Origin of the sequence: Rhodococcus sp. NPDC127593, from assembly GCF_042671975.1 — a bacterium.
Lineage (GTDB): Bacteria > Actinomycetota > Actinomycetes > Mycobacteriales > Mycobacteriaceae > Rhodococcus_F.
The window spans coordinates 23,650-38,427 of record NZ_JBHXWI010000072.1; the positions used below are offsets into that span (position 1 = coordinate 23,650).

The 14,778-nt window shown below is 62.9% G+C and carries 11 protein-coding genes and 1 pseudogene; 3 read left to right on the forward strand and 9 right to left on the reverse strand.

What is annotated here, in order from left to right; genetic code table 11:
- Nucleotides 1–2: 2 nt before the first annotated feature.
- The 4 genes from ACFVJ3_RS42045 to ACFVJ3_RS42060 all read right to left on the reverse strand — a co-directional run bounded on the left by ACFVJ3_RS42045 (nt 3) and on the right by ACFVJ3_RS42060 (nt 2,901).
- Complete coding sequence (locus ACFVJ3_RS42045) at nt 3–791, reverse strand: SDR family NAD(P)-dependent oxidoreductase (RefSeq protein WP_378457696.1); 789 nt, start codon at nt 789–791, stop codon at nt 3–5.
- The gene (locus ACFVJ3_RS42050) at nt 788–1,054 is read right to left on the reverse strand and encodes a hypothetical protein (protein ID WP_378457697.1); all 267 of its coding nucleotides are present in this window, start codon (nt 1,052–1,054) and stop codon (nt 788–790) included. The genes ACFVJ3_RS42045 and ACFVJ3_RS42050 overlap by 4 nt, the downstream gene beginning before the upstream one ends.
- A gap of 79 nt (nt 1,055–1,133) precedes the next feature.
- Entirely contained in the window at nt 1,134–2,345 is a 1,212-nt protein-coding gene (locus ACFVJ3_RS42055) for a cytochrome P450 (RefSeq protein ID WP_378457698.1), read from the reverse strand.
- A gap of 121 nt (nt 2,346–2,466) precedes the next feature.
- On the reverse strand, nt 2,467–2,901 hold the full coding sequence (locus ACFVJ3_RS42060; protein ID WP_378457699.1) for a hypothetical protein: 435 nt from the start codon (nt 2,899–2,901) through the stop codon (nt 2,467–2,469).
- Between the two features lie 51 nt (nt 2,902–2,952).
- On the opposite strand from ACFVJ3_RS42060, the gene ACFVJ3_RS42065 reads away from it, so the two are divergent.
- Nucleotides 2,953–3,549, forward strand: coding sequence for a flavin reductase family protein (locus ACFVJ3_RS42065; RefSeq protein ID WP_378457700.1), 597 nt, complete (start codon nt 2,953–2,955; stop codon nt 3,547–3,549).
- A gap of 891 nt (nt 3,550–4,440) precedes the next feature.
- Here ACFVJ3_RS42065 and ACFVJ3_RS42070 read toward each other — a convergent pair.
- Nucleotides 4,441–5,133: a GntR family transcriptional regulator gene (locus ACFVJ3_RS42070; protein ID WP_141470110.1), complete on the reverse strand. Its 693-nt coding sequence runs from the start codon at nt 5,131–5,133 to the stop codon at nt 4,441–4,443.
- A gap of 670 nt (nt 5,134–5,803) precedes the next feature.
- Between ACFVJ3_RS42070 and ACFVJ3_RS42075 the strand changes: the two genes are divergently transcribed.
- Nucleotides 5,804–5,938 carry a hypothetical protein gene (locus ACFVJ3_RS42075; RefSeq protein WP_378457701.1) on the forward strand — a complete coding sequence of 45 codons (135 nt, stop codon included), beginning with the start codon at nt 5,804–5,806 and terminating at the stop codon, nt 5,936–5,938.
- 223 nt (nt 5,939–6,161) lie between these two features.
- Here the strand turns inward: ACFVJ3_RS42075 and ACFVJ3_RS42080 are convergent, their stop codons facing one another.
- From ACFVJ3_RS42080 to ACFVJ3_RS42090, 3 genes and pseudogenes are all read right to left on the reverse strand, one after another.
- Nucleotides 6,162–9,428, reverse strand: coding sequence for a protein kinase (locus ACFVJ3_RS42080; RefSeq protein ID WP_378457702.1), 3,267 nt, complete (start codon nt 9,426–9,428; stop codon nt 6,162–6,164).
- A gap of 1,172 nt (nt 9,429–10,600) precedes the next feature.
- Nucleotides 10,601–10,942, reverse strand: a pseudogene (locus tag ACFVJ3_RS42085) (transposase); the annotation flags it as partial.
- Between the two features lie 201 nt (nt 10,943–11,143).
- Nucleotides 11,144–12,658, reverse strand: a complete 1,515-nt coding sequence (locus ACFVJ3_RS42090) for an ABC transporter substrate-binding protein (RefSeq protein ID WP_378457703.1) — start codon at nt 12,656–12,658, stop codon at nt 11,144–11,146.
- 256 nt (nt 12,659–12,914) lie between these two features.
- Between ACFVJ3_RS42090 and ACFVJ3_RS42095 the strand changes: the two genes are divergently transcribed.
- On the forward strand, nt 12,915–13,652 hold the full coding sequence (locus tag ACFVJ3_RS42095; protein WP_378457704.1) for an SDR family oxidoreductase: 738 nt from the start codon (nt 12,915–12,917) through the stop codon (nt 13,650–13,652).
- A 98-nt stretch (nt 13,653–13,750) separates the two neighbouring features.
- Here ACFVJ3_RS42095 and ACFVJ3_RS42100 read toward each other — a convergent pair.
- On the reverse strand, nt 13,751–14,778 hold a 1,028-nt coding region (locus tag ACFVJ3_RS42100), incomplete at its 5' end, for an IS3 family transposase (protein WP_378457705.1).

Genomic DNA, 14,778 nt, shown 5'->3' on the forward strand with positions numbered 1-14,778 from the left:
AATTACAACAGCACCGTCGCCCCACCGTCGACCACGAGGCTAGTGCCGGTGACCCATCGGGACTCGTCGGAGGCTAGGTACAGGGCCGCGTAGGCCACATCCAGCGGTGTACCCGGTGATCCTGTGGCGGTCGCACCGATCAGCCCGGCGTACGGGGAGTTCTCTCCCAGCTGGACGGTCAATCGTCGCACCGGGGGTGTGTCGATGATCCCGATGGTGAGACTGTTCGCCCGGATGCCGAGTGGGCCGCCCTCCGCCGCGAGTTGGCGGGTCAACGACAAGATCGCGGCGTTTGCGGCGCCGTGCGCGGCATAGGGCAAACCCTTCGAGCCCAACACCGCGGATACCGACGAGGAATTGACGATTACACCGGAACCTTGGTCGACAAAGTGTGGCCATACCGCTTGGCAGATATTCCATGTCAACTGGAACTGATTGCCGAAGGTGAAGTCGAGATCGTCCTCTCCGGTGTGCTCGAACGGCAGCTTTCGAGCGCGGACCGCATTGTTGTAGACGACGTCGATCCGACCGTGGATGGCGAGTGCACCGTCCACCCAGTCGTTGACCTGTCGCCGGTCCCGGAGCTCGACCGGAGCCCTGGCATGTAGTTCCAGTCCTTGCTCGTCGAGTAGTCGCACGCTTTCCTGGGACGTCGCCGGGTCGAGGTCACAGCCCACCACTGTTGCTCCGTGCGCAGCGAATAGACGAGCCGCTTCTCGTCCGATCGATCCCCCGGTGCCGGTAATCAGGACGATTTTGCCAGGCAGTCGGCCGTCTCCGAGGGCACTCATGCAAGGCTTTTCGGCGACACGATGAACTGTCGGCGCAGCAGTCCCCGGTCTTTCCAGGCGTCGGACTCGAATGCCCGCCGGGCGGCCTCGAAGGCCTGACCGACCTGGGGTGAGGATGCTGCACGCAGTTCTGTCAGTGTCTCATCCGTGGCCGGATCACCGACGACGATATGGTCGGGACCGTGGAGGCGGCGCCCAGGCTCACCGTCGATGAGAATGTTCTGCGACCAGGACTCCGCACGGCGCGACGGGGGGCTGATCATACGCATTCTCCTGAAAAAGAAATAGCTCGGGTTAGCTCACGTTTAGTCACGAGACACAGGTGTAGGTGGCGGCCGCAACCTATGCAGGGGTCGCCCTCAGCGGGAGCGTCGAGATGCCGTTGAGCATCAAGCCCTCCGCATTCTGGGTGGGTCCTGCGAGTTCGAAATTCTGTGTTCGCGCGAGGAGCTCGGTCAGTGCCACTGCAAGTTCCACCCGCGCCAACGGCGCGCCCGCGCACTTGTGCGCACCGTGACCGAAAGCGAGGTGACGGTTCGGGCTGCGAGTGATGATGCACGCCTCGGGGTGGTCGAACTCCTCCGGGTCGAGGTTCGCTGCACCGTAGTTGAGTGCAACGAGTGAACCCTCCGGGATCGTGGCACCATGCAACTCGATATCGGTGTTTGCGAACCGACCGCGCTCGGGAAGTGGCGATTCGAGGCGGAGAAATTCCTCGACAGCCTGGGGAATGAGTTCCGGCTCGCGACGCAGCCGTGCCTGTAGATAGGGATCGACTGCAAGCCGATAGATCGAGGTGCTGAGTGCATCGGCCGTGGTTGCATGGCCGGCACCGATGAGGGCAACACCAACAGCAACCACGGTCTCGTTGGGGATCGGCTCGCCGCCGACATCCATGGCCATGATCCCACTGAGGATGTCCTGCTCGGGGTCCAGCGGCTGCAGACGACGCTCCGCAACCACATTGGTGATGTGCTCGGCGAACACCGTGAACATGAGTTCGTTCATGGCGTCCGGATCCCAGCCCACCTCCGCGAACCGGGCGAAGTGCGAGAGAAGCTCAACGTGCGAGTCCTCACCGAGGTTCATCAGAGCAGAGAGCGCACGAGCGGGATACGGCTGGCATAGCTCTTGCACGACGTCACCAGCCCGCTTCGTTAGCAGCGGATCGAGACCTTCGATGACGTACTGGCGCAACCGCGGCCGGATCGCGTCCATCCGCTCAGGGGTGAAGTACTTGTTGAGCACACGACGATAGATGCCGTGCTCCGGAGGATTGAGACCACTGGGGATAAGCCCCTTCATGCCAGGCACACGAACGAACGGTCGGCCGGCCCGATAAGTCTTGAAGTCAAGGGCTGCCTTCGATACGTCCACATACCGGGTCAGGGAGTAAAAGCCGCCGAACATGTCTGAATGGGCAACAGGGCATCCTTCCCGCAGTCTCGTAAGCTCATTGATCCATTCAGGACTGCGTACTCCATCAGGAAAGTCATTTTCCTCAGGCACCCAGTCGACCGTGGTCTCGCTTCGTGTGAGGTTCTGTTGCTCCATGTCTCACTCCTCGTGTGCGGCTCTTGCGCCCCCGCCGAACGGTCGACTGTGACAGGCGGCACACCTGAGCTTGACCACCAAACTGCCAATTGTCAACAGATTACTGATCACTGCTGTCTTGTCATGTGACTGCCGGCACTCTACAGTTGACTTCATACGTGACGGAATTCTTCCTCATTCCGCCCTTCCCGGCGGCCAGAGACCTCACTACCGAAACCCCACACACAAGGAGCTCCCGATGGCAGAACCTGGCCACGACGAAGCCGAACTTCACCTTCGCGCCCGCAGACGCGACATCGGCGCTGACGACGTGGTGGTTCTCGAGCTGGAAGACCCGACGGGCAAACCCTTGCCACAATGGGAACCGGGAGCCCACATCGACCTGTGCCTCTCCGACGGCCTCACACGTCAGTACTCTCTGTGCGGTGACCCGACCGATCGGAGCGTCTATCGTGTCGGCGTACTGCGGGACCCACAGAGCCGAGGCGGTTCGGTGTACGTGTTCGACAACCTGCACTGCAACTCTGAGGTAGTAGTTCGCGGTCCGCGTAACCATTTCCCCCTACAGCCGTCACCCCGCTATGTCTTCATCGCTGGTGGAATCGGGGTGACCCCGATTCTGCCGATGATCACCGCAGCCGAGGCTGCCGGTGCGGAATGGGAACTTCACTATGGCGGCCGCACCAGGGCTTCAATGTGCTTCGTAGACGAACTTGCCGCGATTGCCGGCGGTCGGCTGACCCTCTATCCCCAGGACGAAGTCGGTCTGATCGACCTCGACGCCCTGCTCCGCACACCCCGTACGGACACGCTCGTCTACAGCTGCGGCCCCGGTCCTCTGTTGCAGGCCATCGAGGATCGCACTGCCACCTGGCCTGCCGGAATCGTGCACATGGAGCGATTCGAGCCGAAGGACTTCGGCGACGAGCCGGATGCCGGCTCGTTCGAAGTCGAACTCGCCGAGAGTGGGATGATCCTCGTTGTACCCCCGGACAAATCCGTCCTCGAGGTCCTTGAGGACGCCGACGTCGAGGTTTACTCCTCCTGCCAGGACGGAACCTGTGGAACGTGCGAAACCCCTGTTTTGGCAGGAGAAGTGACGCATCGCGACTCCATCATGACAACCGCCGAACAGGCCGCGAACGACCGCATGTTTGTATGCGTCTCGCGCGCTGCCTGCGGCCGGCTCGTGCTTGGCATTTAGGCAACATTTAGGCACGACTCTCACCCCTTCCAGTCGCCGACGAAGGACGAACCCTATAGGACGAGTGGATGACAGGGTCATCGTCATCGCCCGCGATCCGGATGGCCTAGGCGGGCGCCGCGATCATCGCTGTCGGCATCCGCGAGGAAATCCCGAGCGTCTTTCTACCCGATGGCGACTAAGTAGGATCTCGACGAGACGTCTCCTAACCGAGGGTGTCGGGGGACGAATCGTAGCCGCGATCGCGGATGCGCGACCGAGACTCACTCGTAGCGACCTATCAGGCCACCATTGATGAGTGCGGTCAACCGGTCCTTCCCGACGCCCGCATCGTGCCGATCATCAATGCGGGAACACAGCGACCGGCTTGGTTCGACGGAATCGACACCATGCCCACCGGCGTCTGGCACTCCATGGAAGTGGCGATCCCTGGGATGATCAAACACGGAAAGAGGGTTCGGTCATCATCATCAGGCTCGGCGGCCGGGTTAGACAGCATCAGCCTGAATGCGCCTCCTGGCCAAGCCGCATATAGCGCCGCACCAGCATGGTGTGGGGACTGATGCGACTGTATAGCCCACAATTGTCATCGCCAATGACTCGGACTACGGACCACACGGCGCGGTCGTCACCCAGAATCCGGCCTCAGCCCTATACCTCGCCCGCTCGGTCCGGACCGGCACCTTCAATATCAGTGCATTCCCTCAACACCGGGGCACCCTTCGGTGGAGTCAAAGTCTCGGGCATCGGACGAGACATCGGCCGGGGGCGTTGAAGCGTACTTCGAACTCAAGACGATCAACTTGGACACGGGCACGCAACGACTATTGCCGTGACATGCGTGTGCACTCGGCTAGGCAGGGGGTTGGTCAGGATTTGGTCAGGATTTGGTCAGGATTCGCCGGTATCAGCAGCCATCGCCGTGAACCGACTGAGGGAATTGCGCAGGTGCAATGTCATTGCCTTGCCGGCGGCCCGGACATCCCGGGCCGCGATGGCGGCGAGAATGTCACGATGCTCATTGAGTGCCTCCCGAGCCCGCTCGGGGGAACCTCCAGCGCGAAGACGCGCAAGACGCAACTGGACCTGCAGCTCGCCGCCGGCCTGCTCCAGGTATGGGTTCTTCGCGAGCCGGAGCACCGTGAGGTGAAAGTCGGACTCGACCGGATAGGCCGTGGCGGATTTCGCCGCGAGAAGACGATCCGCCTCCTCAATCTGCTCGTCGAGTTCGGCGATGTCACTGTCGGTCGCGCGGGCCGCCGCGAACTTCGCGGCGGTCACCTCCAGCACCTGGCGCAACTCGTACATGTGGCGGACGTCCTCGACGGTGATCTCCCGGATGAAAGCACCCCGGTTACGTTGAGAATCGATCAAGCCTTCGGCACTGAGTCGTTGGATTGCCTCGCGGAGCGGCCCGCGGCTGATTCCCAGCCTGGCGGCCAGTTCGACCTCATTTATCCTCGTCCCGGACTCAAGGACCCCTCGAACGATCATATCCCGCAAGACCTCTACGACCTGGTCACGCAGGGGCACCCGCGAGAGCATGCCCGTCGAATCCGCAACCGATGTGCCACTCGCCGCCATTACCGCCCCTTCGATGAGCCAACCGTTCTCAAATCACTGTTGACAGTGTACTCGAGCATCGAACATCGGCCGAACACCCAATGCGACCCGTCAATACCCCAGCATACTCGAAAATGTCGTCTGTTGACAGAAGGCTGGTTCCCTTTCCACCACTTACCGCACCTCACAGGGTGAGGGGTCACACAAAACGAACGGAGCCAGACCAATGACTAATCCTGCCGGACGGAGATTTCTCGCCACCGGAGGCGAGCGGAATGGGTGAAGGCATCGTCCTCTCATTCGCCCGTATCGGCCCGCGTCATATCATGCATATCACCGCAACCGACGGCTCGACAATCGCGGACGGGGTGGGCGCTTCATTCCGTCACTCTGACGTTACCGACGGTAAGTCGGTCGGCGAAGTAGTTGCAGCCGCCACCGCGATCCTTGGCGGGTTCGTACTCGTCCACGCAGCCGGAGTCGCGCCGGCGGTCCCTGCCAGGAGACCGACACTGCCCCGGGGCAACGCGCTGAAAGGCCGCGGCGGACGGATTATCAATTCTCGCCTCCGCCGCCGGGATGAACGGATACCCCGGAAAGCCGGCCTGCGCTGCAGCGAAAATCTTGGCGTGGACGCGCTCGGTTGCCGCGAGTGGGCCCCCTTCAGATCACCGCGAATGCGATAGCACCGATGATCTGGACAGTCCACGACAAGACCCGCAGCGAAATCTCTCCCGCGCGACTCGCCGCTTACGACGCAAAACTCCGAGCGATGATCCCGCTCGGTGGCAAGCTCTGCGACATCCAGCAGAACTCGTGCCAATGACCGCATTCCTCTCCGGAGAAGGATCGCTTCATGACCGGTCAGATATGACGGGCGGACCGCCTCCCACACGTCGATGAACGGGTGCCCGGCGACGAGCACGTTTCGGTCCGAGGCCCTGCGTCAGCTGGTTTTCCTTGGACCCGGTGACGGCAGGCGATGGTCGATCTCGTGACTGCGCTTGACGATATTCGCCGGAGTCCACCGGTGCTTCCCCTCGATACGCCTAGTCGTGGGTCCGCGCTACGACCCAGGCCGCGACCTGGGTCCGGGAGGTGAAGCCCAACTTGGCCAGGATGTGCTCCACATGTCCTTGCGCAGTGCGATGTGAGATGACGAGGCGGTCGGCGATGGCCTGATTGGTCAGGCCTTCCGCGATGAGGTCGGCGACTTGGCGTTCCCGTTTGGTCAGTCGCAGCGACGGATCAATGGCGGGGGTGGAGGCGCTGGGTGGATGCTCATGGAGGGCGTAGGCGATTGCTGCGTCGAAGCCGAGTTGTTCACCTTTGAGGTGGGCCGCTCCGAATGCTTTGTCCCCGAGTTTCTGCCTGGTCTTCTGGTCATACTCCTGCTGATAGACAATCAGATTGGAATGTATAACCGCGGAGCTTCCTAACGACCGAGCCAGCCCTTCTGCGGCTCCCATCAGAACTGCTGCCCGGAGTGCATCGTGTTGGTCGAAGCTGATCCAGGCCAGCGCCTCGAGGCAGGCTGCGGCCAGACGGGGGCCGTGCACCTGCTTGGTCAGCTCCAGCGATTGTTCGAGAAGCTCCACCGCGCGATTGGTGTCGCTCTGCCGCCACATGACAATTCCCAAGGCCCACAGCGAATGTGATCGATACATCGTCTCGCCGTACATCTCCGTGATTGCGAGGACACGTTCGTGGCATGCGATTGCTTGCTCTGTCGCGCCGCTCAGCCCATAGGCCGCCCCTAACGCGACCAGGGCGGCCACTTCGAGCGTTCGATAACCGCGTTCGCGGAACTCTACTAGTGCGGCTTCGAGGTGAGAGCGGGCATGTACGAGATCACCACTGAGAAGGCCCAGCATTCCCTCCGCATCGGCAACGAGAGCGCGCATCATTGAATCGCTGGTTTGCGCTGCGAACGTACGTCCCTCCTCGACGAGCACTGTCCCGGCTCGGAGGTCGCCCTGGACGTTGGCCATCACGCTGGCACAGAAGAGAGCCTTGCTCCACCCGAGGGTGGGTGCGCCGCTCTGGCGGTCGAGCAGCTGGGCGAGCAGGCGCCGCCCCTCGCTGTAGAGGCCCTGGGAGCTCCAGAACCAGTAGAGTGCGGCGGCGGTGCGCAGGCCGGCAACGGGATCGTCATCGACGCAGAATTCGAGGGCCTCACGAAGATTCGGCTGTTCCCTCCTCAGGCGGGCAATCAAGTCGAGCTGATCGGCGCTGATCCACTCGGCCTCCGCATCCAGCGCCAACGCCTCGTACCAGTCCCGGTGGCGGCGACGTAAAGACACAGCCTCACCGGTCTGTTCGAGTTTCTCGTACCCGTATTCGCGGAGGGTCTCGAGCATCCGGATCCGCACCACTGACCCGTACTCCTCCCGGATCAAGATCGACTTCTCCACCAACGACGTCAGCGTGTCCAGCAACTCGCCCGTGGCCAGATCGGCTCCGCACACCTGCTCCGCGGCATCGAGTTCGAAACTTCCCGCGAACACCGCCACCCGACCCCACACCAGTTGTTCAACGGCGGTGCACAACTCGAAACTCCAGTCGATACACAACCGCAGAGTCTGTTGCCGCGTTGGCGCACCCCGACTACCGCGAGTGAGTAGGGTGTAGCGGTCGGTCAGCCGCTCGAGGATCTGCTCGGGCGACATCGCCCGTAACCGGGCCGCCGCCAACTCGATTGGCAATGGCAATCCGTCGAGACGATGGCAGATCCCCGCCACCGCCACCGCGTTGTCCTCGGTGAGCGCGAACCCCTGAACCGCGGCAGCGCCGCGCTCGACGAACAACGACACGGCGTCGTACTTGGGCAACTCGCGCAGCGAGGGATGCCACTCGGAATCCGGGACGGCCAGCGGAGGGACCCGCAGCACCGCCTCCCCGCCGATGCCCAGGGGTTCACGGCTGGTGGCCAGCATCCGCAACCGCGGACTCACCCGCAGCAGATGGCCGGCGAGTTCGGCGACCGCATCCACCACCTGCTCGCAATTATCGAGAACCAACAACAGTTCCTGTGCCGTCAGGCGCTCTAGAAGGACCTCACGCAGCGGCGTCGCCGAGTGGTCCCGCACCCCCACCGCGGCGGCCACCGCATCGACCAGCGACGACTCGTCACGCAACTCACCCAACTCCACCAGGCACACACCGTCGGCAAACTCGCGCTGCACCGCCGACGCGACCCGCATCGCCAGCCGCGTCTTGCCCACCCCGCCGATCCCGGTCAACGTCACCAGCCGCGACCCGGCCAGCAGGTTCCTCGCATCGGTGAGCTCGTGCCGGCGGCCGACGAAACTGGTCAATTCCAGGGGAAGTTTCCCGGTGGTGCTCCGAGAGGCGGATTCATTGGGAAGGTACCGACCGCCTGACGCTGGGCGCAGGTCGCTGGCCTCTGCATCGGGGGCGAAGCGGAGGGCCATCTCATCGACCGGGAACCCGTGGCGCCGTTGCAGCCCTCGCAGCAATTCCCCGAAGTCTGCGGCGGTGGCCGGGCGCTGACCGGGCTCACGGGACATCGCGCGGGCGATCGTGTCGGACACATCCTCGGGAATCCCGTGCTCACGCAGGTCGGGCACCTCCTGCGTGGTGATCCGCAGAAACTGCGCGACCACCTGCTCACCGCTGCGGCGTTCGAACGCGGCATGCCCGGTCAGGGCACTGAACAGGGTGGCGCCGAGCCCGTAGACGTCGGCGGTTGGGGTCGGTGGATCACCGCCGAGCACCTCCGGCGCGGTGTAGGCCGGCGACCCGGTAACGGCACCGGTGGCGGTCTCGAAACCCCCGGCGATGTGCGCGATACCGAAATCGGCTAGCTCCGGCTCGCCGTAGTCGGTGAGCAGGATGTTCGCGGGCTTGACGTCCCGGTGCAAGATCCCGAGCCGGTGCGCCGACTCCACCGCACCGGCCATCTTCACCCCCAGGCGCAAGGCCTGGTCCAGGGCTAGCGGACCGTCTTTCCGGACTCGGACCTCCAGCGAATCCTGCGGGTGATACGGCATCACGATGTACGGACGGCCGCTGTCGGTGGCACCGACCTGCAGAATGTTGACGATGTTCGGGTGCCCCGTCAACCGGCCCATCGCCCGCTGCTCCCGGAAGAACCGGGCCCGGTTCTCCTCGTCGAGTTCGACGGTAAGCACCTTCACGGCCACCGTGCGATCCAGGTCCGCCTGCGTGCTGCGGAAGACCACGCCAAATCCACCCTGGCCGATCTCTTGCACATCGTCGAAACCAGATTCACCCAGTTCGGCGGCCGGGGACGGCGGGTACCGCTGAGTGTCGAGCGGATCACCTTCACCCATCGGACGGACTACTCACTCCGTCGGCTCATGTTGCTATGCACTGGTCCCGACGGCACGACCAGATCGGATACAACCGTAGACTCACCTCTCCATGAGGCTCTCAAGGATCGGTGGCGTCCTCTTGAGGATATCGCTGTTATCGGTTGTGTCGGGAATGAGATTATTGTGATCTCTGCCGTCGAACCAGGGGCCCGTATCCCGCGTCCGGCAGATGTACCACTCCGACACGTCGCACTTCACCGATCGCGCCATATCACCATTTCGCACGCGCTGGCCGGACGTTGAGAAACCGTGCCCGCTCCGGCCATGCCTTCCATAGTTCAGATTCTCGGCGGACTTTTCAGCGGGCGGCGATCTCGGCCTGCGGTTTCTCGCGCTCATCGGTGCGAAATTCTTATCGTCTTGTCGGATACTCAGATTCGATTCTCTCCGTATTCGATTGATCGAAATTCCGACCACCGTCCGTCGCCGGGGCGGACCGGTGATCGATCAGCCACCACCACTCGTCCACGGTGGCAACCAAGATCCCGGAACCGGTCAGCGCCCTGCCTCCGCTGGTGCCTGGAGTCGACGACACGAAGGTGACGTTGCGGAGAGTCATCTGTGGAGTGGCGGCTCCATCAACGCTTACAGCTCATACCGGCATTGGTGAGCTCGGTGGCCAAAATGCCGCAGCTAGTGCGGGGTGACGACCAGGGGCTTGCCCCCAGCGCCGCGCAGCGCGGACCGTACGACGGCGATGAGTAGGCCGTCTCGCAGCGGATCTGGCCGAGGCAGCGGCCGTGCGCGATGAACAGGATCGGTCAACGCTCCGGTGCCCGTGTGCGGCAGGGGTCGGCAGACGCCGCGTGGGTTTGGGTCCACTTGTCCAGCGCCGCGACGCCGACCGCCGACCGCATGCGCTCGGTCGCGAGTTTGCCCAACGGCACTTTCAGCCAGGCCGGTCAAGCCGTAGTCGACGACGCTGCCGACCTCGAGATCGGTTCCCCGACTGGCATTCCCGTGATGCCAGCACCTCCGACCGGGCGGTGCCGAGGTGGTCGACAACCTTCGGCAGCCTCTCGTCGAGCGCATTGCTGTTCCGATCATATTGGGCACAAATAGAATCCACGTTGGGTTGGTGGCAGACCGAGCGCGCCAGCATTTTTACCAGCGCGTACAGTTCACCCCCGCCGTCCTCCGCCCATGAGGAGGAGGGCGTCGGCGGCGATGAACGTGTACGGTCCCGCATCTAGTGGTCAGCTCCGGAACGCCTCCACATGAGCGTCGGGGCCCTTGGCCATCACGATGACCTGCGACTTCGACAGTGAGGCGATGCCGAGCGAGTCCACGAGCTTCTCCAGCCGCCGGAGCGAGATCCGAACAGGTAGCAGATGGCGCCGATCGAGGTCAGTGCCTTCCCGGCACGCTTGCGGCGCTGCAGCAATCAATCCGGAATGGACAAATCCCACCGGAGCCGTGGGATCGCGACGTAAGGGTGCCGACACGGTATCGAAGCCTCGATGGCGGTAACCTTTCGCGATTTGGTCCTCGGAGGTTCGACACAACCTTCCTTCGCCGCACAGGCTCTCGACCTCGGCCCCTCAGATGCCTTGATACCTTCGACAGTGGAGTCCGCCGCAGATTGGGGCTGGCGTCGGTGGGGCCGATCGGTCAAGAACCGGTCCGAGTCGATCTGTTTCTTGGTCGCGACCGGGTCGGCGCGACCCAACCCGCTACTCCTCGAAGTAGGCGTACCGCATGTCGATCGGACCATGAGAAGATGCGTAGTCACTGTCCTGGTCGAGTCCGCGGAGATTCTCTTTCATCACCCAGGGGCTGGCGAAACGGACGATCGGGAGCGACCATGCATTCTCGACGACGTACCGATCTGCCTTAGCGAACAGGGCGGCGTTCTCCTCGTCGGAGTTTTTGTTGGTCATGCCATTGACGATCTCGCCGTATTCCGCCGTGGTACCGCCGGGATTGCGAGGTCCAGGACCGAACCGGTACGCCAAGTGAGTGAAGGGCGACGTTGCCGAAGTGACGAAGCCGAGATTCGCAGCGTGCTTGCCCTCGGCGAAGATCGTGTTGATTTGGTAGGGGTCCGTCTTGGTCATCGTCAGCGTGAATCCGGCTTCATTGAGTTGGCGCTCCAGGAGATCATTCAGTCCCGTGACAGTGGATGCACTGACCAGGACTTCTCCCAGGTTGACGCCGTCCGGGTGCCCGGCCTGGACAAGAAGTTCCTTGGCTTTTGCGGGATCGTAGGAGTAGGTGGAGCCGACCTCGGGGTCGTAGCCCGGAAGGCCCTCGCGGCCGTACTGCCAGCGCGGAAATGACTTCGGGAAGAAGGTCTCGGTGATCGTATTGCGATCGATTGCGTAGTTCATGGCCTGACGCACGAGCGGGTCGTCGAGTGGGGCAACGCTTGTGTTGAAGATGAATTCGTGGCCGATGCCCTGGTCAAAGTACTCGATCCGCATGCCCGGGGCATTCTTGACCGCCTCGGCGTACTCGGGAAGGAACTGGACGACGTCAATCTGCCCCGTGTTCGTCGCGTTCTCCATTGCTTTGAAGTCCGCGAAGCCGGTGTACTCGATCCGCTTGAACTTGCCGGCTTTCTCGTCCCAGTATGGGTCCTCGGAGCGCTCCATTACCAGGGATGTGCCGGGCTTGAAGCTGGTCAATTTGTAGGGGCCGGAGCCGAACGTCTCGAGGTCGAGATTCGATCCGTCCTTGAGTGCCTTCGGGTTGATGATGTAGCCAGCAGCCTCGGCCAGAACGTTGGGTACGTGGGGCACCGGCGAAGTCAGGGTGAGATCGACCTGGAGCGGCGCGGTAACCATGACCTCCGTGACGACACCCATCCGTGCCTTCACCAACGGTGAGGTCAGGGTGCGGTAGCGGTCGAGGTTGGCCTTGACTGCTTCAGCATCTAGCGGCGTGCCGTCATGGAACTTGACGCCGTCGCGCAGATTGAGTGTGAGGGTGAGCCCGTCCTGGGAGTAGTTCCATTCCTTGACCAGCATCCCCTTCACTTCACCGGCGGGGCCGAGTGTAAAGAGTCTGTCGTACAGACCCCACAACCCAAAGCGTTGGGAGAGCTGCTCAGAAACCGCCATTGCGGGATCGAGCGAGTCTGGCCCCTGGGAAACGCCCACCCTGAGCGTGTCGCCGCTACCTGCGGTCGCACCCGAGCCCCCATCTCCGCAGGCTGTAAGGACCGTTCCCACCAACAGCGCGGCCATCAGCCCCATGATTCGCCGCTTTGATCGCCTCATCCAGATCCATCCTTCTTTTGCGTCGGGGTTGTCGGGCTTGCGCCATGAATGTGTGATCGGCAGCACATCAGATGCGCCGACAGTCAATCAGTCGGCCTGTCATCTGTCAACAATTTCTGTTGACAGATAACAGATGTACGGGACAGACTGATTGCGGCTCCAACGGATGCCACCATTCAGGCCGGAAAAGGCCGCAGGAACGAGGAGAACTGACGTGGGGCAAATGATCACGGTGGTCACGGGCGGTTTGCGCGGTATCGGCACCGCAATCGCCGACGCATTCGAAGAAGAAGGCCACATTGTCGAGCGCGGCTCATCGAAGCGCGCCTCTCTGGAGGACCCGAAGGCGCTGCGCCGTTGGGTCGAGGAGATCGTCGAAACACACGGACGGGTGGATGTCCTCGTCAACAACGCGGGTGTCCTCGACGAGGACGTTGACGTGTTCGGGGCTGATCCGGACGAGTGGTGGCGCACCTACGAGATCAATGTCCGCGGCACCTTCGAACTTTCCCAGGCTATCGGCCGCCACATGATCGCTAACGGCGGCGGCCGGATCATCAACCTTAACAGCGGTAGGGGCATGCGTGCCTACGAGACCGCGACGGCCTATCCGGGAACCAAGGCCGCGGTAGCACGCCTCACTGGTTCGCTGCATCTGGCCGGCCGCGACCGTGGATTGTTCGCCTTCGATCTCATGCCCGGCGTCGTCAAGACCGATCTGGCCCAGTCCCTCGCATTCAACGCCGGCCGGACCTCATGGACCCCGGCCTCGGCTGTGGCCGATCTAGCTCTCGCGCTGGCATCGGGGGATCTGGACGCGCTCTCCGGCCACTTGATCGACGCCATGGTCGACACACCGAGCAGTCTGGTCGCCCGTGTAAAAGAGGGCTTCGGTGAGCACGCACGCACCCTCGGCCTCCTACCGTGGGGCTACGACGGAGCCAACCGAGCCGAGGCTTGAGTCACCCACAATCGGTGATCAACCCTCGGGTGAGGCGTGACCCGCTCCCCCGAGGGTTCGGAACCTGTCAACCTTTCTGAGACAGTGCTTCGGCAGGTTTAGTGTGTCGGGTTCTCCTCCTCGGTGGGTGGTTTGTTGATCCATGTGGTGGTGGGAAGTGCCGGTGGTTCCGGTGGGTTGTGAACGAATCGTTCCGGGTGCGCCGCGTAGGCGGTATCGAGGACGATGCCACGCCGGCGGCGCACCTCCGTGGCTCGCCCGTAGTGCACGTCGGCAGCGGTGTGTAGGCCGATCCCGGAATGGCGATGCTCGAAGTTGTACCAATCGAAGAATTCCTTGCCGTGCATCCGTGCGGCCTCGATGTTGGCGAACCGCCCGGGAAAGTCCGGCCGGTACTTCATCGTGCGAAACTGCGACTCCGAAAACGGGTTGTCATTGGACACGTGCGGGCGTGAATGGGACCTGGTGACCCCGAGGTCGGCGAGCAGCAACGCGACCGGCTTGGACGTCATCGACGACCCCCGATCGGCATGCAGGGTCAGCTGATCACGGCCGATGTTCTGCTCCCGGAGGGTCTCGGCGATCAGGCGCTCGGCCAGCGTCTTCGACTCGCGGGAGGCGATCATCCACCCCACCACGTACCGGGAGTAGATGTCCAAGATCACATACAGGTAGTAGTACGTCCACTTCGCCGGCCCGTGCAACTTGGTGATGTCCCACGACCACACCGAATTCGGTTGATGAGCAACCAGTTCCGGTTTCACCTTCGGTGGGTGTGTGGCCTGCCGGCGGCGGTCCCCGGTCTGGTTCTTCTCCCGCAGGATCCGGTACATCGTCGACTCACTGCACAGATACATGCCCTCGTCGAGGAGGGTGGCATACACCTGCGCGGGAGCCATGTCGGCGAACCGCTGCGAGTTCAGTACTTCGAGGGCCCGTGCCCGTTCCGCGTTCGACAATGCCCGCGGCTGCGCACTCTCCCGCCCGGAAGCGTTCGCCGGCCCGACTTCGGGGATTGTTGGTGAAGTACCCTGTATGCCAGCGTGTTTCGGGTGTGCACGGTAGTAGCTGGCGTGTGCACGACCCGTCGAGGTGCACGCGTGGCGCACCCCGATCAGCGGCGTCA